This window comes from Streptomyces sp. NPDC050546 (assembly GCF_044457425.1).
Classification (GTDB): domain Bacteria; phylum Actinomycetota; class Actinomycetes; order Streptomycetales; family Streptomycetaceae; genus Streptomyces.
Genome location: NZ_JBITGX010000020.1, coordinates 69,823 through 90,733 on the forward strand (window position 1 = coordinate 69,823; position 20,911 = coordinate 90,733).

At 70.2% G+C, this 20,911-nt stretch carries 17 protein-coding genes; 8 read left to right on the forward strand and 9 right to left on the reverse strand.

What is annotated here, in order from left to right; translation table 11 throughout:
• Window positions 1-34 precede the first annotated feature (34 nt).
• Together ACIBK5_RS36770 and ACIBK5_RS36775 are read right to left on the reverse strand one after the other, a co-directional pair.
• Window positions 35-1,432: a Tat pathway signal sequence domain protein gene (locus ACIBK5_RS36770; protein ID WP_399026674.1), complete on the reverse strand. Its 1,398-nt coding sequence runs from the start codon at window positions 1,430-1,432 to the stop codon at window positions 35-37.
• A gap of 117 nt (window positions 1,433-1,549) precedes the next feature.
• On the reverse strand, window positions 1,550-3,268 hold the full coding sequence (locus ACIBK5_RS36775) for a VanW family protein (RefSeq protein ID WP_399026676.1): 1,719 nt from the start codon (window positions 3,266-3,268) through the stop codon (window positions 1,550-1,552).
• A 219-nt stretch (window positions 3,269-3,487) separates the two neighbouring features.
• On the opposite strand from ACIBK5_RS36775, the gene ACIBK5_RS36780 reads away from it, so the two are divergent.
• The 3 genes from ACIBK5_RS36780 to ACIBK5_RS36790 all read left to right on the forward strand — a co-directional run bounded on the left by ACIBK5_RS36780 (window position 3,488) and on the right by ACIBK5_RS36790 (window position 6,409).
• A complete protein-coding gene (locus tag ACIBK5_RS36780; protein WP_399026678.1) occupies window positions 3,488-4,753 on the forward strand; it encodes a glycosyltransferase family 4 protein in 1,266 nt (421 codons plus the stop codon).
• Window positions 4,750-5,559, forward strand: coding sequence for a transferase (locus ACIBK5_RS36785; protein WP_399026679.1), 810 nt, complete (start codon window positions 4,750-4,752; stop codon window positions 5,557-5,559). The genes ACIBK5_RS36780 and ACIBK5_RS36785 overlap by 4 nt, the downstream gene beginning before the upstream one ends.
• Before the next feature lie 187 nt (window positions 5,560-5,746).
• Entirely contained in the window at window positions 5,747-6,409 is a 663-nt protein-coding gene (locus ACIBK5_RS36790; RefSeq protein WP_399026680.1) for a YceI family protein, read from the forward strand.
• A 13-nt stretch (window positions 6,410-6,422) separates the two neighbouring features.
• On the opposite strand, the gene ACIBK5_RS36795 is transcribed toward ACIBK5_RS36790, so the two are convergent.
• From ACIBK5_RS36795 to ACIBK5_RS36810, 4 genes are all read right to left on the reverse strand, one after another.
• Window positions 6,423-6,920: a molybdenum cofactor biosysynthesis protein gene (locus ACIBK5_RS36795; protein ID WP_399026682.1), complete on the reverse strand. Its 498-nt coding sequence runs from the start codon at window positions 6,918-6,920 to the stop codon at window positions 6,423-6,425.
• A 110-nt stretch (window positions 6,921-7,030) separates the two neighbouring features.
• On the reverse strand, window positions 7,031-8,032 hold the full coding sequence (locus ACIBK5_RS36800) for an MASE1 domain-containing protein (protein WP_399026686.1): 1,002 nt from the start codon (window positions 8,030-8,032) through the stop codon (window positions 7,031-7,033).
• 59 nt (window positions 8,033-8,091) lie between these two features.
• Window positions 8,092-8,922: a PP2C family protein-serine/threonine phosphatase gene (locus tag ACIBK5_RS36805; protein ID WP_382484004.1), complete on the reverse strand. Its 831-nt coding sequence runs from the start codon at window positions 8,920-8,922 to the stop codon at window positions 8,092-8,094.
• 142 nt (window positions 8,923-9,064) lie between these two features.
• On the reverse strand, window positions 9,065-9,868 hold the full coding sequence (locus ACIBK5_RS36810; RefSeq protein WP_399026688.1) for a DUF817 domain-containing protein: 804 nt from the start codon (window positions 9,866-9,868) through the stop codon (window positions 9,065-9,067).
• Window positions 9,869-9,968: 100 nt separating this feature from the next.
• Between ACIBK5_RS36810 and ACIBK5_RS36815 the strand changes: the two genes are divergently transcribed.
• A complete protein-coding gene (locus tag ACIBK5_RS36815) occupies window positions 9,969-10,574 on the forward strand; it encodes a DUF998 domain-containing protein (protein ID WP_399026689.1) in 606 nt (201 codons plus the stop codon).
• 452 nt (window positions 10,575-11,026) lie between these two features.
• Window positions 11,027-11,707 (forward strand): NPP1 family protein, encoded by a 681-nt coding sequence (locus ACIBK5_RS36820; protein ID WP_399026691.1) that lies wholly within the window; start codon window positions 11,027-11,029, stop codon window positions 11,705-11,707.
• 85 nt (window positions 11,708-11,792) lie between these two features.
• Here ACIBK5_RS36820 and ACIBK5_RS36825 read toward each other — a convergent pair whose 3' ends face one another.
• Together ACIBK5_RS36825 and ACIBK5_RS36830 are read right to left on the reverse strand one after the other, a co-directional pair.
• Window positions 11,793-12,329, reverse strand: coding sequence for a cupin domain-containing protein (locus tag ACIBK5_RS36825; protein ID WP_399026693.1), 537 nt, complete (start codon window positions 12,327-12,329; stop codon window positions 11,793-11,795).
• Window positions 12,330-12,598: 269 nt separating this feature from the next.
• On the reverse strand, window positions 12,599-13,270 hold the full coding sequence (locus tag ACIBK5_RS36830; RefSeq protein ID WP_399026695.1) for a pyridoxamine 5'-phosphate oxidase family protein: 672 nt from the start codon (window positions 13,268-13,270) through the stop codon (window positions 12,599-12,601).
• Window positions 13,271-13,487: 217 nt separating this feature from the next.
• On the opposite strand from ACIBK5_RS36830, the gene ACIBK5_RS36835 reads away from it, so the two are divergent.
• Window positions 13,488-13,829 carry a transglycosylase family protein gene (locus ACIBK5_RS36835; RefSeq protein ID WP_399026697.1) on the forward strand — a complete coding sequence of 114 codons (342 nt, stop codon included), beginning with the start codon at window positions 13,488-13,490 and terminating at the stop codon, window positions 13,827-13,829.
• A 64-nt stretch (window positions 13,830-13,893) separates the two neighbouring features.
• Here ACIBK5_RS36835 and ACIBK5_RS36840 read toward each other — a convergent pair whose 3' ends face one another.
• The gene (locus ACIBK5_RS36840; RefSeq protein WP_399026699.1) at window positions 13,894-15,768 is read right to left on the reverse strand and encodes a SpoIIE family protein phosphatase; all 1,875 of its coding nucleotides are present in this window, start codon (window positions 15,766-15,768) and stop codon (window positions 13,894-13,896) included.
• Window positions 15,769-16,084: 316 nt separating this feature from the next.
• Between ACIBK5_RS36840 and ACIBK5_RS36845 the strand changes: the two genes are divergently transcribed.
• A complete protein-coding gene (locus ACIBK5_RS36845) occupies window positions 16,085-20,260 on the forward strand; it encodes a HAMP domain-containing protein (RefSeq protein ID WP_399026822.1) in 4,176 nt (1,391 codons plus the stop codon).
• The gene (locus ACIBK5_RS36850; protein ID WP_399026701.1) at window positions 20,257-20,865 is read left to right on the forward strand and encodes a two-component system response regulator; all 609 of its coding nucleotides are present in this window, start codon (window positions 20,257-20,259) and stop codon (window positions 20,863-20,865) included. The genes ACIBK5_RS36845 and ACIBK5_RS36850 overlap by 4 nt, the downstream gene beginning before the upstream one ends.
• Window positions 20,866-20,911: the final 46 nt, after the last annotated feature.

Sequence of the window (20,911 nt, forward strand, 5' to 3'; positions counted from 1 at the left end):
TCCGCCGCACGCCACGGCGGACCGGGCAGCCGGGTCACGCCTCCAACGGGTTGAAACGCGCCGCGGCCAGCAGATACCAGGCGGTCGCCCCTGTATGCCGGTACGGGTAGTACCCGAAGCCGAACCCCGTATCCAGCGGGCTGCTCGCGGACACCACCCCACAGCGTTCGGGAAGCACCCTGCCGCCGACGGTCTGACCGCCCCCCAGCAGATCCTGGGCCTGCTCGATCGAGGCGAGCAGCCGCCGAGCGCGCGCTCCGTCGCCACGTGCACCGCGGTCCCGCAGAGCGAGCGCCAGATGAGCCGTCCCCTCGAACCACACCCCGTTGCGGTCGGGCCTGGGCTGGCCCTCGGCGATCGGCGCGTCCTCGTTCGCCACGAGGCTCGCCGAGCTGAAGGTGACACCCCCGTACCACTGCCCCGCGGGCACCGTGCTGTTAGCGCGCCCGGCATGATCCAGGACCGCCAGCTCGGCCGCTGCCCAGTCCAGCGAACGGGAGTAGCCACGGCCACGGGAGCCGAGCGCGAGATGGGTCCAGGTCTGTGTGTCCTCGGGAATCGGGGACTTGTTGACGCTCACGCCGTCGTTCGTGCCGGTGTAGAAGAAGCCCCCGGACGGCTCCCACATCCGCCGCACGAACGCCTCGGCCCGCCCGCGCCGCTCCAGCCACACCCGGTCCCCGGTGAGCCGGGCGAGCCGGCCGAAGAGGCACACCAGGTCCGTGTTGTGCTCGGTGGAGGTGAACGGCAGCTTCTGGTTCGCCCCGTCCACCCCGAACTTGTAGCCGCCCAGCGGCTCGTCGGTCCGGCCGGTGCGCTCGATCCACTCGCCGATCCGTACGGCGCCGACGAGGAAACGGCGCTCCCCGGTACGGCGGGCGAGCGCGCTGAGCGCGATCCCCGCCCAGGCCATGTCGCCCACCGCCGTACCGGTGAAGCCGAACTGTGTACCGACGTTGACGGTGCCGTCCGCCCGTACGAAGCCGTCGGGCTGCACCGAGCCGTCGTAGAAGGTGTACGGCCCGACGTTGTAGGCCTGCCGGAGCCTGCCGTCGTCGTACGCCGGGTCGTGCGACTGGGCGTGCAGTAGGGCGTCACCCAACGCCGTGGCCCTGGTGCGGCCTTCCGCGGTCCGGGCCGCGAGGTGGGCCAGGATCGCCAGGGCGTTGTCGTAGGTGAACGCGGTGCTGAACAGGCCGGCCTGGTCGGTGTAGCTCTGGGTCAGGCGGATGCGGCCGTGGTCGGGATAGGCGTCCATGGCCGCGGCGAGGAAGGCCCGCCCCCGAGCCGGGGCCGATCCCCGGCCGGTGACGTTCGGACCGGCCGCCAGGGCCTGCCCGGAGCCGGCCGCGACGAGCCCCGCGGCACTGATGCCGACTCCGACACCGATGAGCGAACGCCGGCTGAACGCCGGGCCTTGTCTGCCAGTCATGGATCTCCCTTGAGAGCGCTCTCAGCACACTGCGCGCTCATTCTGCTGACGCCGTCAGGGCGGGTCAACGCCCCGGCGGCAAAGGAGAGTTCCAAGTGAAGACGAACGGCGGACGGATCACTCGCACACGATCTCGTCACGCGGCGTGTAGTGCGTGCGGTACGGCTCCCGCTTCACTTCCCTGCCGTCGCTGTAGAAGACCCGCTCCACGGTGACGTCGAACCCTTCGAGAGGCGTCTGCGGCACGCACTCCCTGTCCTTGCTCACCTTCTTCGACGGCTTCTTCACCTCGGTGCGCGGCCCCTTGACCGACTTGATCTCGTCGTACTTCCGGGTGCCGAGGAAGGAGACGGTCACGGACGTGTCCGTGGACTCTGCCTGGATGTAGATCGCCTTGCCGGAGTCGTTGGTGAATCTCAGGTCCAGGCTGCCCCAGGCGACCGTGGCCTCGCGGCCCTCCGGGTAGCGCTCGATGTAGAACGAGTGCGCGCCGTGCTGCACCGGCTTGACCCCGGCGAAGAACAGCGCGTTGTACATGGTCGTCGCGACGGCCGAGACGCCGCCGCCGGCCGCCTTCGTGAACTTGTCGTCGAGGATGATGATGCCCTCGACGAAGCCGTTCGCCTCGGTGCGCTCGCCGACGGTCCGGTTGAAGCTCCACGTCTCGTCCGGCCTGACGACGGAGCCGTTGATGAGTTCCACCGCCCGGCCGATGTTCTTCGTGCGGTACTCGGCCGGTTCGAAGTGGACGGTGAAGGACGACATCTTCTCCGTCAGCCCCAGCCCCGGGGCGTTCTCCCGGGTCACCTCCGGCCGGGTCTCGCGTACGGCCACCTCGCCGGCGCGGTCGGCGCCCGATCGCGTGAGCAGCGGCAGCACCGCCTTGCCCAGCGCCTTGTCGGTGACCTCCCGGCCCACCGTGGCGTCCGCTTCGACCACGACCTTGTCGCCGTCCGACCCCAGCTTCGCGTTCTCGGCGGTGGTGGTGATCTCGTCCAGCGGGCCGGCCACGGCGGGGTCGGCCCGCAGCCCCTTGGCGTCGAGTTCCGGTCTCAGCCTGCCGCCGCCGTCCGGCCGCATGGCGAGATGCTCGCCCAGCACGTCCTGGCCGACCGTGAACCGTCTGCCACCCACGGTGAGAGTGACGGGCGCCGACACGGCCGGCTCCGCGAACGTCCGCACCGCCCGCCCGACCTCGTCGGCCGTGACCTTCGGCCGGGTCTCGCGGGCGGGCAGCGACGTGACCGCGTCGGCGTCCCCGCGCAGGAAGGAGGCGCGCAGGGGAGCGACCGCGGCGTTCACGTCCAGCGCGTAGCCGGAGCGCGGCGCGACCTCCTCGACCCGTCCGCCGTCGAAGGAGACGGCACCGTCACGGACCTTCTGGTCGAGCCCCTTCGCCAGCCGCCCGAGTGCCGCCCGGGCCTTGTCCTCGTCCAGGCGTACGACCGGCTCGATCACGCCGCCCGAACGGAAGAGGCCGCCGAACACGCTGAGCGGATCGGCGCCGGTGCGTGCCGCCCGATCGACGGTCTCCTGAACGTCGAAGGAGAGCCCGGCGCGCCGCGGGTCGACCGTGCCCGTGCGCTCCCCGACCTCCACGGGCAGCTCCCGCGCGCCGTCCGCGCCCAGGTGCCGCTCCAGCTTCCGCACCGCCTCGGCGCGGCTCAGCCCTCCGATCTCCACCCCGCGTACGGTCGTGCCGGTGTCGATCTCCCCGCCCGTCAGCATCAACCCGGCGAGATACAGACCGCCGACCCCCACGGCCAGCGCGCCGCCGGCCAGGGCGAAGGGCGGGAGGGAGGTGATGCGCGGAAGAAAGGCTATTCGGGGGCGCATGGGTCTCCTGAAGATCGATACGAGGGTGCACCCGATGACGCGACGCTGCTGCGGGCAAACACGTCAAGCTATTCACAACCGGGCGGCAAACGGGTATGGCCCAGACCACTTATGTCCGAGATCATGTCTGAACCGGCGGGAACGCCCGCCCTGACCCGCCACGGCCACAGAGTGGTAACGACGAACAACGCTCCGGTCGTTGACGCGGTCTAGGCCACCATGAAGATCTCTTTTCTGATCCACAACGCCTACGGAATCGGAGGCACGATCACCACCACGTTCAACCTGGCCGGGGCGCTGGCCGAGCGGCACGACGTGGAGATCGTCTCCGCGTTACGCCACCGGGAGCACCCCAACCTCACCCCGCACCCCCGGGTGCGTCTGCGATCCCTGGTGGATCTGCGCAAGGAAGCGGACGATCCGCTGCACCGGAGACCGGCGCGGGTGTACCCGCCCGCCGAGTACCGGCACCACCAGTACAGCGAGCTGACCGACCAGCGGATCGGCGAGCACCTCGAGTCGCTCGACGCCGACGTCGTCGTCGGCACCCGCCCGGGCCTCAACGTGCACATCGCCCACCAGGCCCCGCAGCACGTCCTGCGCGTCGGCCAGGAGCACCTCACCCTGGACAACCACTCGCCGCGGCTGCGCACCGCGCTGCGCCGCGCCTACCGCCGTCTCGACGTCGTCACCACCGTCACCGAAGCGGACGCCGCCGCCTACCGGCGCAAGATGTGGCTGCCCGGCGTCCATGTGGAGGCCCTCCCGAACAGCGTCCCCGACCCCGCGCTGCCTCCCGCCGACGGCAACGCCAAGATCGTGATCGCCGCGGGGCGGCTCGTGCGGGTGAAGCGTTACGACCTCCTCATCGAGGCGTTCGCCCAGGTCGCCGCCGCGTTCCCGGACTGGCAGCTGCGTATCTACGGCAAGGGCGAGGAGCAGCCCGCGCTGCGGCGGCTCATCGAGCGCCTCGGCCTGTGGAACAACGTGTTCCTGATGGGGGCCGCCACCCCCATGGAAGCCGAATGGGCCAAGGCCTCGATCGCCGCGGCCACGTCCGACTTCGAGCCGTTCGGCATGACCATCGTCGAGGCGATGCGCTGCGGACTGCCCGTCGTCAGCACCGACTGCCCCTACGGCCCCGCCGAGATCATCAAGGACGGCGCCGACGGCCGGCTGGTGCCGGTCGGAGACCGCGACGCCCTCGCCAAAGCCCTGCTGGAACTCGTCGGCGACGACGAGCGACGCCGCCGCATGGGCCGCACCGCCCTGGAGAACGCCCACCGCTTCGCCCCGGCCCCTGTCGTCGCACAGGCCGAACGCATCTTCGACGAGGCCATGACGGCCAAGGACACAGGCCGGAGGGCCCCCGGGCACCACCGCCGGACGGACAGTCCGCTGGCCGGACGGGGCCACGCCGCCCGCGACCTCGCCCACACCGCGGCCGCCGGCGCCCTGCGCGCGATACGGAAGGGACAACGATGATCAAGCACCACGACACCCCCCTGCGCACCGACTGCGCCATCGACACGGACGGCCGGATCACCTTCAGCCTGCCCCCGGCCTCGGCCGCCGCCCCCCAGCTGCTCCTGGTGCTGCGCCCCAAGAAGGGCCGGCCCGAGACGACCGTCCACCACCTCGACCTGGAACCCGCCCCGGCCGACGGCGGGCAGCACGCCGTACTGGAGCCGCACCAGGGCCTCGACGAAGGCCGCTGGGACCTCTTCCTGCTGCCGGAACCGGGAGCCGAACGCCAGCGGCTGCGCCCCGGCCTGCGGGACCTGCGCGTCCTCGTCGACGGACACCTGCGCGACCGGCCCTCGCCCATCGCCGTCCGGATCCCGTACGTCACGAAGGACGGATTCCTCGCCCTGCGCGCCTGGCTGCGCCCCGCACACGCCGAGGCCCGCACCATCGACGTCACCGACCGGGCCGTCACGGTCGAGGCCCGCCTGCACGGCGCCCGGCTCCACGAGGACGCCACCGTGCGGCTGCGCCTGCGCGGCAGCAACACTGTACGGAGCATCCGGCCCCGGCTCGACGAGGACGGCAGGGGCTTCTCCTTCACCGCCGGTCAGAAGGACCTGGCGGTCGACGGCGGGGGAGCCGGCCGGTTCTGGGACGCCTTCGTCCGGCCCACCGCCGACGCACGGCCGATCCGGATCGGCCGGCTCCTCGACGACGTGGCGGACCGCAAGCACGTGTACGTCTACCCGGCCGTCACCGTGGACGGAACCGCCGCGCGTCCTTACTACACCGTCGACAACGACCTCGCGATCGAGATGACGTAAGCCGAATACGGATATGCCCGAAATGAAAATCCATGGAGTTTCGGGTGGTTATTTCGTCAAAGCGCCGCGACAGGCGTGTGTGGATTTTGTGTAAAGCGGCGGCAAAAAGGTCACGCGCTCGTTCTCAACAGCCGCAAAAGGGAAGGGGACTTGCGGCAATAACCAAACTCAAGTACCTAGATGAATCATGAACCTGTTCAACCGCGTCGTGTCGCCCCGCCGGCAGGCGCCGCCCGTCCCCCCACAGCGTCCGGCCGGCGCACCGGCATCCCCCACTGCCGTGCTGCCGGACCCCCGCCTGACGAACCTCACCGGTGAATGGGTCGTCGACCCCGCGCACAGCAGGATCGGCTTCTCCGTCCGGCACGCCATGGTGACGACCGTGCGCGGATGTTTCCTGGAGTACGAAAGCCGGCTCTACTTCGACGCGCACGACCCGTCCCGTTCGCGGGCCGACATCACCCTGTTCACCTCCAGCGTCGACACCGGTGTGGAACAACGCGACGGCCACCTGGTGGGCCGTGACTTCCTCGACGCCGCGACCTATCCGCGTATGCGCTTCACCAGCACCGCGGTGGAACAGGCCGGCAGTGATCTCTACCGCATGTCGGGCGAGCTCACCATCAAAGGCGTCTCCCGTCCCGTCGTCCTGGACATGACCTACATCGGCTACGTCAGCGACCCCTTCGGCTACGACCGTGTCGGCTTCGACGGCACCACCACCATCAACCGCTCCGACTGGGGCCTGACGTACAACAGCAGGCTGGCCGAGGGCGGCGCGATGGTGAGCGAGAAGGTGCGCCTGCAACTGGACATCGCCGCGATCCGCACGGCGCCGTCGGCGGGCTGACCCCCGGGCGGCTTCACGGCGTGGCGCCGGCCCCGGCCACGACCCGGAACGTGACCGGGCCGAGTGTGAGGACCCCGTCGCTCAGCGGCGTGCACCGCACACCGCCCCGCCCGCGCAGGGCACGCTGGGCGCCGGGGCCGATCGTCACGTCCATCCAGGCGCAGGGCCGGGCGGGCCGGTGGACGGCGAACTCCACCGGCCCGGCGCCGCAGTCCAGGGAGATCGTCGTACCGATGTACGCGTCGATGTCGATGCCCGCGAGCAGGATGTTCCGGCGGGTGTGCCGAAGGTCGGCGTCCTGCGGGAGGCTCTCCGAGGCCATGATGGTCACCGACGCGTTGCGGTGGGCGGGCCGGGCGTAGTAGCGGTCGCCCACCAGCCCCAGACCGCTGCGTACCTCCGCCCGTGGGACGCGTTCGTCCGACGGGCCGGGGGAGGGCCCGTCCGCCGGTCGTCCGGCCAGCCGGTGCGCAGGTGACACCAGCAGTTGCAGCACCTCCACCTCGGTCATGGCGCCCACCCTACGTCTCGGTGACCACGCCCGGCCGTGTGCCCGCCGGCCCGCGAAGGCTCACGGCGTCCCGGCCGCGGCAAGCGATTTCTCCGAACGGCCTCGGGTCGTCACTCGTCCTGCCTCCGTCCCTGCCCGCCCTCCTCCAGGGGGGCCCGGCCGTCCGCCGACTCGCCCGCGGTGAGGTGCTCCAGGACCTCGACCAGTTCCTGGCACGCGCGCTCCACGGAACGCCGCGTGTTGATCTGCTCGGTGATCACGGCCGACAGGATGAGCGCCGTCAGGGCCATCGCCCCGTTGAAGGCCTGCAACTTGAGCATCACCTCCACGCGGCTGAGCCCGTCGAACGGACCGACCCGGTTGGTCGCCGCGACCGTGACCATGATCGAGGCGAAGAGGGCGCACAACATGCTGCCCGCCAGCTGGAAACGCAGAGCCGCCCAGATCAGCAGGGGGTAGACGAGGAACAGCAGACTGAGCCAGCTGTGCGCGGCCAGCGGAACGACACAGCAGGCGATCAGCGCCAGGCCCGAGGCCTCCTTCCAGCGGGTCAGCCGCAGGGGCGGACGGAAGCGTGCCAGCAGGAGCAGCACCGGGGTGACGATCAGCACCCCCATCGCGTCACCCACCCACCAGGCCAGCCACACGGCCCAGAAGCTCGGCCAGTCGAGCTTGGCCGTGGCGATCAGGAGGCCCGCGCCCACGGTCGAGCTGATCAGCATGGCGGTGAACGCCCCGAGAAACACCAGGGCGAGACCGTCCCGCAGCCGCGCGAGATCGGTCCGGAAACCGGCCCGGCGCAGCAGCAGGTACCCGACGACGGGTGCCGCCGTGTTGCCCGCCAGGACGCCGAGCGACGAGGGCGTGACGGAGGTGATGGAGACGATGACGAGAAAGGCGCCCAGGGCGATCCCCGGCCAGCAGCGCAGCCCGAGGATCAGCAGGAAGGCGACCGAGACGCCGGTGGGGGGCCAGATGGGTGTGACGACCGCGCCCTCGACGACCAGCTCCCGCAGCAGGCCCAGCTTCCCCGACGCGTAGTAGCAGGCGGCGACGGCGAGCGTCTGCAGAGCGAGGACGACCGGCTTGCGCAGATCCTGGCTACCCACCACAGCAGCCATCACACACCGAGGTCGCCGCGTCGGCGAGGTGAGAGCGGAGCCCTGCGGCCCTATGGCTGAGCGTCCGGCCCGTCGAGGCCGACCACCAGGACGGCGGCGTCGTCGTCGTGCCCCACCCGCTCGGCACCCTTGATCACGGCGGCCGCGAGCCCGTCCACGTCCATGCCCGCCACCGCGGCGATGCCCGCGAGCCGCGTCACCTGGTCCAGTCCCTCCTCCAGCGGCATCGACGGCCCCTCCACGACACCGTCCGTGAGCAGTACGAACACACCGCCCGTGGTGAGCTCGTACCGGGTCACCGGATACGGCGGCCCCGCCTGGACACCGAGAGGCGGACCGCCCTCGTCCGCGGTGAGGCCGGACTTCCCGTCGGCCGTGGCCCAGATGCAGGGCAGATGCCCCGCCCGCGCGCTCTCCAGCACTCCGGCGCACGGATCGAGCCGCATGAAGGTGCAGGTGGCGAACAGGTCCGAGCCCAGGGACAGCAGCAGTTCGTTGGTCCGGGCCAGGACCTCGCCCGGCTCGCTGGTGACGGAGGCCAGGGCCCGCAGCCCGGCCCGCACCTGCCCCATGAAGGCGGCTGCCTCGATGTTGTGGCCCTGGACGTCACCGATGGACAGACCGATGCGGCCGTCGCCGAGCGTGAAGGCGTCGTACCAGTCGCCGCCCACGTTGAGGCCCTGGGTCGCGGGCGCGTACCGCACGGCCAGATGCAGCCGCCGGGCGACGGGCAGATCGCGCGGGAGCATGTCGCTCTGCAGCGCGAGGGCCAGTTCGACCCGGGAGCGCTGCATCTCGGCCTGCGCTCGCGCCTGGGCCGTCAGGTCCCCGAGCCTGGTCAGCAGCTCGTCGCCGTCGTCCGTGGTGCCGGTGCGGGACATTGATCACTCCGGCGAGGGTGGTCACGGTCGGTGAAGAACCCTCGGTGGCAAATCATCTCAAATACGTCCATAGGATGATACTCAGTCGAGGGCTCCGGCGACGACTCGCGCACGCGGGCAGGGCCACGCTCCCCGCGCTCGCTCACCGCACCGACCGGACCGCCCCGGAGCCCGCGCGCCGGCCGACCGCCGCCAGGACGAAGGTCACGCTGATCAGCAACGCCCAGGCGCCGAATTTCGCCACACCCACCGGCTCCCAGCCGTGCTCCTGATACGGATAGCGCCACGCGCCGACCAGGGTGGCCAGATTCTCCGCCACCCACAGAAAGAACCCGATCAGCACGAACGACACGGTCAGCGGCATCTGCCGGCGCACGCCCCGCACCGTGAAGCGCACCGACGTCCTCAGGGTGACGGCCACCAGCAGCCCGGCCAGCACCCACCGCACGTCGGGCAGCCAGTGATGACTGAAGAAGTTGACGTAGACGGCCGCGGCCACCGCCGCGGTCGCCCGCGGCCGGTAGCGCACGATCTCCAGGTCGAACAGATGCCAGGCGCGGCAGATGTAGCTGCCGACAGCCGCGTAGAGGAACCCTCCGTACAGCGGGACACCGGCGAACTTCAGCACAGCCGGTTCCGGGTAGCTCCAGGAGCCGAGCGAGACCTTCACCAGCTCGAAGGCCAGACCGATGACATGGCAGACCGCGATGACGGCGACGTCCCGCCCGTTCTCCCAGCCGCGCATCCAGAACACCAGCGTGAGCAGCACGCCGTAGACGACCAGCAGGTCGTAGCGCGCCACAGGGAGCTCGGGCAGCAGCGTGGACACGGCCACGCCGCACAGCAGGGCGATGGCGAAGGCGCAGGCCCGCGTCTGTGTCCAGGCGAAGTCGAGCAGCTGACGCACCGGTCCGGCCCAGGGGCCGGTGAAGCTTGAATGGATCATGGTGCCCTGTAGGACGGCACCGCACGCCCACCGGTTGCAGCGACCCTCCCACCCGCCGCTCGTGGCGCGAGGAGCCGAAGATCCGCTTTACGGTGTCCTGGTGCGATCTGTTCAAAAATGGGTGCTGTTGTCGTCCGGCTGCGCGCCCGTCGTGCTGATCATGGGCTGGGCGGTGTCGGCATCCCTGCAGGGACCCTCCTACGACCCCGCCGCCCAGACGATCAGCGTCCTCGCGGCACCCGGCGGCTCCAGCTACTGGGTGATGACAGCCGCCTTCGTCGCCCTGGGCATCTGCCACCTGCTCACCGCGTGGGGCCTGCGCCCGGCCGCGCCCGCGGGACGCGCCGCCCTGGCGGCCGGAGGTGTGGCGGCCCTGGCCGTGGCGCTGTTCCCGGCGCCGACCAGCGGCGGTTCCCTCACGCACGGTTCGGTCGCCGTCGTGGGCTTCGTCGTCCTCGCGGTCTGGCCCGTCCTGGCCGCCAGAAGGGGCGACGCCGTGCCCTGGGCCCTGAGGCCCTTTCCCTCCCTGGGGGCGACCGTCGTGATGGCGCTGGGGGCGGCATGGTTCCTGGCCGAGCTCCACCAGCAGGGTGCCCCTGGCGCCGCTGAACGCGCGGTGACGACGATCCAGTCGGTCTGGCCCTTCGCGGTCGTCCTGTCCTGCGTCTCCTTCCCCCGGTCAGCGCGTGAGGAGTACCGGGGCTGACCTCAGCCCCCGCACACCTCCCGGTACGCCGCCTCCGGCACGTACGTCCGCCACTGTGCCCTGGTCAGGTTCGAGGACCGCGCCCGCGCGCAGATCTGTTCGACCGCCCGCTCAGGGGCGACGGTGTACGCGCGTGGTGTAGAGAGTGCGGCCGCCGGGGGACAGGGCGACGGCGACGACCGCCGCGGAGCAGGCGGCCGTCGCGGGTGGCGCGCAGTTCGAAGTTGTAGCCCCTGCCGACGGAGGCCCCGCCCGGAGAACCGGGCCCGGGCCGGGGACCTGGGACGTGACGACGCGCCGCCGGACCGGGGCGGGGAGGCTGCCCAAGGGCCGGATGTCCCGGTCGAGAAGAATGAACGGCAGAGCCAGGGCCCGTCTCGGCAGGCTCACCCTCGTGGCAGGCAGCGTCGCCGCCCTGACCCTCACCCGGGCGGGCAGCGCGAGCGCCGCCATTGACGCCCCTGCCGCCGAACGCCAGCACGTTCCAGACCAAGTACAAGCCGTTCTTCGACTACGACTCGGACAGTTGCTTCCCCGCGGCGGCCATCGACAACAACGGCACCCTCAACGGTGGCCTCAACCCGTCGGGATCACTCACCGGCGGATGCCGCACCAACCACCTCGGCAAGGCCGACACGTACTCGCAGTCCCTGTGCAAGAACGGCTGGTGCGCTTACGTCTACACCCTGTACTTCGAGAAGGACCAGTGTGACCCCACCGGCATCACCGACCGCGGGCACCGTCACGACTGGGAGTCCGTCGTGGTGTTCCAGAAGGGCGAGGAGAGGCCCCGCTTCCTGTCCGCCTCCCGGCACGGCGGCTACAGCACCCACCCGATCAACGAGGTGCCGATGGACGGCAACAACGTCAAGATCGTCTACCACAAGGACGGCCCGAGCACGCACGCCTTCCGCTTCGCCAAGTGGGGCGAGACACCGGTGGCCTGGGGCGACGGCGGCTGGGACAAGCCGGGTCTGCTCACGCTGGACAACATGAGGAGCGACCTGCGCACGAAGCTGTCCAACGCCGGCTGGGGCAGCGCCAACTTCCCGCTGGCCGGTGCCCTCGTCGGCAACATCAACAGGGCCCGCGGCGCCGACAGCCGGGCCGTGTCCGCCATGCCGGCGTTCTGACGCATCCCGGGATCCGAGGCGGGACACCTCCCGACCGCGGCCGCCGACGCACCCTCCCCCAGGGCGTCGGCGGCCGCTTCCCGTCTCAGCCGCGCGCGGCGAGGGCCTCGCGCCACGCCGGGCTGTCGACGTAGTGGTTGTCGAACCGCTCCGAGGAGTCCTTGATCTCCTGCGGATCGGCCTCGCCGCGCATCACCCGGCCGAGGAGCCGCAGATAGTCGAAGCGGCCGGCGCCCGGGGTGAAGACGAACAGGACGTCGGCCGTCCTGCCGGGCGCAGCGGCGAAGGCGTGCGGGGTGTGCGGCGGCACGACGAGGAAGTCGCCCGCCTCCAGGACGGTGATCTCCTCGCCCACCAGCACCTGAAGTGCTCCGTCGATCACGAAGAACATCTCGGACGCCTTGGTGTGCAGATGGGCGGGTGCTCCGACCGCGCCTTCGGCGAACGTCGACCGGTAGCCGGTGAGCCGCCCGCCGGTGTCGCCGGAGTCCGCGAGAAGAGTCATGACACTGCTGGGGTCGCGGGTCGTCTCGGCCTCGGAGGCGCGGGTGAGGACGGGGCCGAAGCCCGCGGTCCCCGTGGTCCGGACGGTCTGCGTGGTCTCGTTGCTCTTCGTCGTCATGACTACGACCCTAGGGAGCCGATCGACCGGCCGCGGGGTGCATTTCACGGTCGGCATCATGGGTCAATTCGCTCTGGCCCTCCCTCCTCCGCCGAGGCCGGACCGGGCCGCCCCCTCGCGCGGGAGACACGCCGGTCCGCGGTTTCGAGGCCCGCGGCACCGAGGGGACGCGACGCCACGAAGGCAACCGGCCGGCCGAAGACAGCCTGGATCTGGGGACCGGCGAGGGCGCGGCCACAGGTCCTGCCCCGGAGAAGGCCGGCCGGCGCTCAGCGGGAAGCCAGACCCCGCTCCTGGGCCGCCGCTCCGAAGTAGTCGCCGCCCTTGCGCTTGACGTCGTCCGTGCCCCAGCTCTGCTCCCCGCCGGCCGCGGCACCGTCCGCACTGCCGGCGTGCTGCCGGAGCGGTGCCGGGACCAGCCGCGGTATGTGCTTCGAGCAGTGGATGTACGCCTCCTCGACCTCGACCTCCACCCAGACGTGGGGACGGCGGCCGGGTACCGGATCAACCGGCAGGTCCGGATGCCTCCGGCGCATCGTGTCGTCGGCGACCAGCCGCGCCCGGCCGTTGACATGCAGGCCGATGCGGTCCCGGGCGAAGTCGATCATCAGCAGGCCGACGTGGGGGTTCTCCCGGATGTTGCCGAGCGAGGCCATGACGCCGTTCCCGCGGTACTCCGGGTAGGCCAGGGCCTTTTCGTCGAGTACCCGGAGGAAGCCGGGCGGGCCGGCCCGGAAGGTGCTGTCGCACTCTCCGTGGCTGTCCGCGGTCGCCAGGAAGAACATCTCCTGGCGGGTCACGAACTCCCGCATGCGGGAGTTGAGCCGGTCCAGCACCTGCTCGTCGTAGAACCGGTCGGCGCGGTCGACGGTGCCCAACTCATCCTGGATCTGGTGCTCGCCATGACTTCCGGGCCGGTCTGTCCGCTCATCGTGGTGCAACGGTCCTCCTGACGGGGATCTCGGATCACCTCGGCCCAAGCGGCTGATTCGGCCACCTGGCAGGCCGAAAAGCACCACCGGCCATGCAGGAGAGGGTAGAGCAGTCGTTGCACGGGTTGATGGCTGCTTCTTTTGGCGTAGGAGTTCTTGTTCTCAGTTCGCTACATATGTGACGCGGTGCAACCGTCTACATATGATTTCTTCACAGAACGCTGAAATGAACAGAACTCGCGACTGCCGCCGCCGCAGGGCGAGTCCGGCCTTCGTGCTCTTCGCGGTCGCCGCGATACTCGGCGTCGCCACCAGGGCGGAGGCCCTGCCGACCGCCCGATTCGGGCCCGACTGGGACGCCATCGCAGCGTGCGAGTCCGGCGGGAACTGGAAGGCGAACACCGGCAACGGCCACTACGGCGGCCTGCAGTTCACTCAGTCCAGCTGGGTGGCCGCCGGAGGACGGAAGTTCGCCCCGCGCGCTGACCTGGCCACCCGCAAGGAGCAGATCGCCGTGGCCAGGCGCCTGGCCGCGTTGCAGGGCATGTCGGCATGGTCCTGTGCGTGAGTGAAGAAGCCCGGGTCGCCGCCGACTTCTGAGCCGCGCGGCACCCGCTCGGCCGATCGGCGGGTCACAACTCACCGTGAGGGTGGCCGGTTGTGATGGTTCCCGCGCTCCTGAGGACCGGCACTGCTTCGAGCACGAGTATGGCCAGGTCGTCGGCGATGGGCTGGGTGCTGAAGTCATGGGTGATCTGGCGGACGCGCTCGGCGATCGCCTTGGCACCGAGCCCGGTGCACGTGGTGAGTATGCGGGCGAGGCCGTTGTCGTCGTCGAGTTGGTGTGCGCCGTTGCGGCGCTCGGTGACGCCGTCGGTGACACAGAGAAGGGTTTCGCCGGGTGTGAGGGTGATGGTGTCGGCGTGGTAATTGGTGTGTTCTTCGACGCCCAGGAGTATTTGGGGGTGCGCGGCGGAGGTGACGGTGCCGTTCGTCGTCAGCCGCAGGGGCGGCGGATGTCCGGCGCTGGCGATGGTGCATCGGGTGTTGCCGGTGACGGCGTCGGGCTCGAGTTCTCCGTAGAGCAGGCTGAGCAGGCGAGGGTGTTCGTGTTCGCCACGGGGTGCTGCGGCTTCGGCGGCTTCCTCTGCCATCGCGTGGTTGAGGCGGTTGAGAAGGGTCTCGACGCCGTGGCCCTCGCGTGCGAGCAGCCGTACGAGGTGGCGGGCGAGGCCGGTGACGGACATGGCCTCCATGTCGTGTCCGGAGACGTCACCGAGGAGGAAGCACCACCGGTGCCCGCCCATGGGGAACAGGTCGTAGAAGTCACCGCCGACGGTCTGCCCCTCCGCCCAGGGCTCGTAGACGATCGCCGTGTCGATGCCGGGGATGGCGGCGAGTGAGGTGGGGAGCTGCCGGCGCTGGAGCGTGCGGCTGATGGTGGCCTGGCGGGTGTAGTGGCGGGCGGTGACCACCGCCTGGGCCGTCCGGCGGGCGACGTCCTCCACGAGCCGTACGACGGTGTCGGTGAGTTCGGGTTGTCCTGCCTGGCCGATGAGGAGCGTGCCGTGATACCGGCCGCCGGCGACGAGGGGGAAGGCCAGTGCGGAGCCGCCTGTGCTGTGGTCGGTCTCGTCGGGGGCGGATTCGCATTCGGGCCAGGGCCAGGGGAGACCGGTCGTGCTGAGTGCCGCGCTCGGGGGATCCTTCTCCAGGGACCGGCGGAGGGCGCGGATGTGCCGTTCGTCGGTGTGCCAGACGCGGGAGAGCCGTACCCCGGCGTGGTCGGTGGTGAGCCATATGGCGCACCAGTCGGCGAGTCTGGGCACCAGGAGCTGTCCGGCGAGGGCGGCGACCATGTCCTCGTCCAGCTGTCCGGCGAGGAGCTCTCCGGCCTCGGCGAGGAACCACTGTCCATCGCGTTCCGCCCACTGGGCTCTGTGACCGGGGTGTCCGCGCGGCAGAGCGGGCTCGGGGGGAGGCGGCGGGCGACGGGCGGCCTCGGCCGGGAGGCCCGTGACACGGTGCTCGGTGGCGGCAAGCGGGGGAGCCGTAGTCGCGCATTCCAGGCGGACCCATGCGGCCTTCCCGGTGCGCCGGCAGGTCACGCCCCAGGATTCGGCCAGTGTGTGCATGAGCTGGCGGCGGTAGCCGTGCACGGGGCTGTGCGGGCTTGTCGTGCCGCCGGGACTCCGGGCGGCGCCGTGCTCCAGCACCTCGACCACGACACCCACCCACCCGGCCCCGGCCTGTGCGGTTTCGGCCCACCCGGCCACGGAACCGGTCTGCGCGGCCCCGGCCTCGAGGTGACAGGCCACTTCGAGGCCGGACCCGGCGTGTGCGGCGGCGTTGGTGACGAGTTCGCTGGCGAGGAGCACGGCATCGTCGACGGACCGGTCGCTGATCGCCGGCCCGGCGGGGGAGTGGGGCGCGGTCCGTTCGGTGAGCACGGCACGCACGAACTTTCGTGCTGCCGCGGCCGCGAGTTCGTTGGCGGGTACATGCATCCGTGCCGCTGCCGTTGAACGCGGACCCAAGGACCGTCCTGTCTGCGACCCCGCTTGTGGCGCCACGGCAACCCCTGCCCAGCTCACTGCGGACCAGTACAGGACGAATGTAGCCTAAATGGGGAGTGGTCATATTTTGTGCCAAGAGAAGTGTGTTGTCATGGATTCTGTCGCTCGCTCCGAAGTCGCTTCCTCCGAGCCGGAATCCGGGGAGCAGGAGCCCGCTGTAACCGGTTCCGCGGTCGCTGACCGACCTGCCCCCGGTCCCGGGGACGAGTGGGTGCACGTGACCCAGCTGCGTCCGCTGCTGGCGGCCATGAGTTCTCTTCGTGACGGCGATTTCACCGTACGCATGGGTAACGTGCCCGAAGGGCTCCTCGCCGAGCTGGCTGGGGTGTTCGACCAGATCACCACGCGGAACGCGCATCTGGCTCTGGAGCTGGAGCGGGTGCGCCGGGAGGTGCTCCGGCAGGGGCGGCTGGACGAGCGGCTGGCGGCGAGCCCCGGGTCGGGCGGATGGACGACGGGCGTGGACGCGGCCAACGCGCTGCTGGAGGCGCTGGCCGTCCCGATCGTGAACGCCACGCGCGTACTGGACGCGGTCGCCGACGGTGATCTGACGCAGCGCGCCGAGCTGCACGACGGCAGGCGCCAGCTCCGCGGCGATCTGCGGCGCCTGGGGCGGGGGGTGAACCGCATGGTGGAGCAGCTGTCGCTGTTCACCGGTGAGCTGACCCGCGTCTCCCGGGAGGTCGGTACCGAGGGCCGTCTCGGCGGGCGTGCCACGGTGCAGGGGCTGTCCGGCGACTGGCGCTATGTGACCGAGGCCGTCAACACGATGGCGTCCCGGCTGACCGCGCAGGTGCGCGACATCGCGGTGGTGACCACCGCGGTCGCGCGCGGCGATCTGACCCGGCAGGTCACGGTGGAGGCGACCGGCGAGCTGCTGGAGCTCAAGCTGACGGTCAACACCATGGTCGACCAGCTGCGGGCATTCGCCGACGAGGTCACCCGGGTCTCCCGCGAGGTCGGCACGGAGGGGCAGCTGGGCGGCCGTGCCCAGGTGCCGGGCGTGTCCGGGGTGTGGAAGGACCTCACGGACAACGTCAACTTCATGGCGTCGAACCTGACCTCCCAGGTCCGCAACATCGCCCAGGTGACCACGGCGGTCGCCACCGGCGATCTGAGCCAGAAGATCACGGTGGACGCCCGGGGCGAGATCCTCCAGCTGAAGCTGACGGTGAACACGATGGTCGACCAGCTGTCGGCGTTCGCGGGTGAGGTCACCCGGGTCGCCCGCGAGGTGGGAACCGAGGGCCGTCTCGGCGGCCGTGCCCAGGTCCGCGGGGTCTCGGGGGTGTGGAAGGACCTCACCGAGAACGTCAACTTCATGGCGGACAACCTGACCTCGCAGGTGCGCAACATCGCCCAGGTGGCGACGGCGGTCGCCCAGGGGGATCTGGGCAAGACGATCACGGTGGAGGCCAAGGGCGAGATCCTGGAGCTCAAGTCGACGATCAACACGATGGTCGACCAGCTGTCGGCGTTCGCGGGTGAGGTCACCCGGGTCGCCCGAGAGGTCGGTACCGAGGGCAATCTGGGCGGGCAGGCCCAGGTCCGCGGGGTGTCGGGAGTGTGGGAGGAGCTGACGGACAACGTCAACTTCATGGCGTCGAACCTGACCTCCCAGGTCCGCAACATCGCCCAGGTGACGACGTCCGTCGCCAACGGCGACCTGTCGAAGAAGATCACCGTCGACGCCCGCGGCGAGATCCTCCAGCTGAAGGAGACCGTGAACACGATGGTCGACCAGCTGCGGGCGTTCGCCGACGAGGTCACCCGGGTCGCCCGCGAGGTCGGCACGGAGGGACAGCTGGGCGGCCGTGCCCAGGTGCCGGGTGCGTCCGGGGTGTGGAAGGACCTCACGGACAACGTCAACTTCATGGCCTACAACCTGACCTCCCAGGTCCGCAACATCGCCCAGGTGGCCACGGCCGTCGCCCAGGGCGATCTGTCGAAGAAGATCGACGTGGACGCGCGCGGCGAGATCCTGGAGCTGAAGACCACCATCAACACGATGGTCGACACGCTCTCCTCGTTCTCCTCCGAGGTCACCCGCGTCGCCCGGGAGGTCGGCAGCGAGGGACAGCTGGGCGGCCAGGCGCGCGTCGAGGGCGTCTACGGAACGTGGAAACGGCTGACCACCAACGTCAACGAGCTGGCACTGAATCTCACCACCCAGGTCCGGGCGATCGCGGAGGTGGCCAGCGCGGTCACCCAGGGCGACATGTCCCGAGCCATCACGGTCGAGGCACAGGGCGAGGTCGCCGAGCTGAAGGACAACATCAACCTCATGGTCTCCAACCTCCGCGAGACCACCCGCGCCAAGGACTGGCTGGAGTCGAACCTGACCCGTATGGCCGGGCTCATGCAGGGCCACCGCGACCTCGTGGAGGTCGCCGACCTGATCCTGCGCGAGCTGACGCCGCTGGTGAACGCGCAGTTCGGCGCGTTCTTCCTGGCCGAGGCGGGGGCGCCGCCGGGTGAGGGCCTGCAGTTCATCGCCGGGTACGGCACCGACCAGGCCGGCGGGGGCAGCCCGCTGCCGGGCACCGGTACCCCGGGCCGCGGGCTGATCGCACAGGCCGCGCAGGAGAAGAAGCGCATCCTCATCACGGACGTCCCGCCCGACTACATCACCATCAACTCCGGGCTCGGCACGGCCCGTCCGGCCAGCATCGTCATCCTGCCCATCCTCTTCGAGGACCAGGTGCTCGGAGTGATCGAGCTCGCCTCGCTCAGCAGGTTCAACGATGTGCACCTGGCCTTCATCGACCAGTTCGTCAACACCATCGGCGTCTCGACCAACACGATCATCGCCAACTCCCGTACGGAGTCGCTGCTGTCGGAGTCCCAGCGGCTCACCTCCGAACTGCGCGAGCGTTCCGACGAACTGCAGCGCTCCAACGCCGAACTCGAGGAGAAGGCCGCACTGCTCGCGACCGCCTCGCAGTACAAGTCGGAGTTCCTGGCGAACATGTCGCACGAACTGCGCACGCCGCTGAACTCCCTGCTGATCCTGGCCCGGCTGCTCGCCGACAACCCCGACGGCCACCTGGCCGAACAGGAGGTGCAGTTCGCGACCACCATCCACCGCTCCGGCTCGGACCTGCTCCAGCTGATCAGCGACATCCTCGACCTGTCGAAGATCGAGGCCGGGCGGATGGACGTGCGTCCCAAGACGCTCCCGCTGATCAAGCTGCTCGACTACGTCCACGCGACCTTCCGGCCGCTCACCATCGACCGCGGCCTGGGCTTCGAGATCGCGGTCGAGAAGGACGTACCGGGTGAGCTGTACTCCGACGAGCAGCGCCTTCAGCAGGTACTGCGCAACCTGCTGTCCAACGCGGTGAAGTTCACCCACGACGGCCATGTGGAGCTGCGCGTCAGCCGGGTGCTGGGCATGCACTTCACCGAGGAGACGCTCAGGGACGCCGAAGCCGTCATCGCCTTCTCCGTGAAGGACACCGGGATCGGCATCGCCACCGAGAAGCTTCCGATGATCTTCGAAGCGTTCCAGCAGTCCGAGGGCACCACCAACCGCAAGTACGGCGGCACCGGCCTCGGTCTGTCCATCAGCCGGGAGATCGCCGGAATGCTCGGCGGCAAGATCGTCGCCGAGAGCGAGCCGGGCGTGGGCTCGCGCTTCACCCTCTACATCCCCGCCCTCCACCCCGGCGCCACCGCGGTACAGAGCCCCGCGGACCCGCGCACCGCCGGTACCGCGCCCGCCCTTCCCCCGGAGCCCGGCCCGCCCGCGGCCGACGTCGGGGACGCCTCACCCGAGGACATGCTCGACAGCGCGGAAACCCTCCAGCCCGGCACCCCGGTCCCGGACCACCTGCCGGACGATCTGCCGGGCGCACGGACCGCCGAACCGGCCAACGGCCGCGAGGACACCTGGCCGGAGACCACACGGCTCAAGGAATGGCTCAGCGGCCGCCCCGGCCGCGTCCTGGCCGGCCGCCGCCTCCTCATCGTCGACGACGACATCCGCAATGTCTTCGCCCTCACCCACGCACTGGGCCGAGTCGGCATCACCGTGCGCTACGCCGAGAACGGCCGGGAGGGCCTCGAGGTCCTGGAACGCGCCGCTGACGTCTCCCTGGTCCTGATGGACATCATGATGCCGGAAATGGACGGATACGAGACCATCCGCACCATCCGGGACACCCCCCGGCTCGCCCACTTGCCGATCATCGCCCTCACCGCCAAGGCCATGCCCCAGGACCGCGACAAGGCGATCGACAGCGGAGCCAACGACTACGTGCCCAAACCGGTCAACATCGACCGCCTGCTCTCGGCCATCTGCGACCTGCTCGACCCACCCACCGAGCCCCCGGTACCCGCACAGGCCCAGGGCGCCGCCGACGACCCCGCACCGCCACCCGCTGACGACACCGCCGACGATCCGCCCCAGGACGCACGATGAACCTCAACCTGGCCAGCCCGTGCAGCATCCTCATCGTCGACGACATGGAGGAGAACCTCATCGCCTTCGAAGCCGTACTCGGCCCACTGCACCAGCACCTGGTCCGTGCACGCTCCGGAGAACAGGCCCTGAAAGCCATGCTGCGCCAGGAGTTCGCCGTCGTCCTGCTCGACGTCCGCATGCCCGGCATGGACGGCTTCGAGACCGCCGCCAACATCAAGCGCCTCGACCAGACCAAAGACGTCCCCATCATCCTGGTGACCGGAACCGAAGGCGGCGCCGACTACGCCTACAGGGGATACGCCATCGGCGCCGCCGACTTCATCGCCAAACCGGTCGACCCCTGGGTGCTGCGCACCAAGGTCACCGTCTTCCTCGATCTGCACCGCAAGAACCGCCAGTTGGCGATGCGTGCGACCGGCACGGACACGGACCGGCTCACGGAGATCGCCCGACAGCTCACCGAAATCGAACTGCTTCTGCGCGACAGACCGGAAGGCGATCCTGGCACGGCAGCACTCGCCGACCGCATTGCGGAGGTGGAGCGCGCTGTGGGATCCCTCCTCTCGGGCGACGTCACGCACCCACCCGGAGTCAACCCCTGATCGGGTTAAAGAAGCAGGTTAAATGGCGAGGTAAGCATTGCTAGGG

Bases quoted from the DNA above. Each gene is read 5' to 3' on its own strand.
- ACIBK5_RS36770 (WP_399026674.1), bottom strand. From the start codon at position 1,432: ATGACTGGCAGACAAGGCCCGGCGTTCAGCCGGCGTTCGCTCATCGGT.
- ACIBK5_RS36775 (WP_399026676.1), bottom strand. From the start codon at position 3,268: ATGCGCCCCCGAATAGCCTTTCTTCCGCGCATCACCTCCCTCCCGCCC.
- ACIBK5_RS36780 (WP_399026678.1), top strand. From the start codon at position 3,488: ATGAAGATCTCTTTTCTGATCCACAACGCCTACGGAATCGGAGGCACG.
- ACIBK5_RS36785 (WP_399026679.1), top strand. From the start codon at position 4,750: ATGATCAAGCACCACGACACCCCCCTGCGCACCGACTGCGCCATCGAC.
- ACIBK5_RS36790 (WP_399026680.1), top strand. From the start codon at position 5,747: ATGAACCTGTTCAACCGCGTCGTGTCGCCCCGCCGGCAGGCGCCGCCC.
- ACIBK5_RS36795 (WP_399026682.1), bottom strand. From the start codon at position 6,920: ATGACCGAGGTGGAGGTGCTGCAACTGCTGGTGTCACCTGCGCACCGG.
- ACIBK5_RS36805 (WP_382484004.1), bottom strand. From the start codon at position 8,922: ATGTCCCGCACCGGCACCACGGACGACGGCGACGAGCTGCTGACCAGG.
- ACIBK5_RS36810 (WP_399026688.1), bottom strand. From the start codon at position 9,868: ATGATCCATTCAAGCTTCACCGGCCCCTGGGCCGGACCGGTGCGTCAG.
- ACIBK5_RS36825 (WP_399026693.1), bottom strand. From the start codon at position 12,329: ATGACGACGAAGAGCAACGAGACCACGCAGACCGTCCGGACCACGGGG.
- ACIBK5_RS36835 (WP_399026697.1), top strand. From the start codon at position 13,488: ATGAACAGAACTCGCGACTGCCGCCGCCGCAGGGCGAGTCCGGCCTTC.
- ACIBK5_RS36840 (WP_399026699.1), bottom strand. From the start codon at position 15,768: ATGCATGTACCCGCCAACGAACTCGCGGCCGCGGCAGCACGAAAGTTC.
- ACIBK5_RS36845 (WP_399026822.1), top strand. From the start codon at position 16,085: ATGAGTTCTCTTCGTGACGGCGATTTCACCGTACGCATGGGTAACGTG.
- ACIBK5_RS36850 (WP_399026701.1), top strand. From the start codon at position 20,257: ATGAACCTCAACCTGGCCAGCCCGTGCAGCATCCTCATCGTCGACGAC.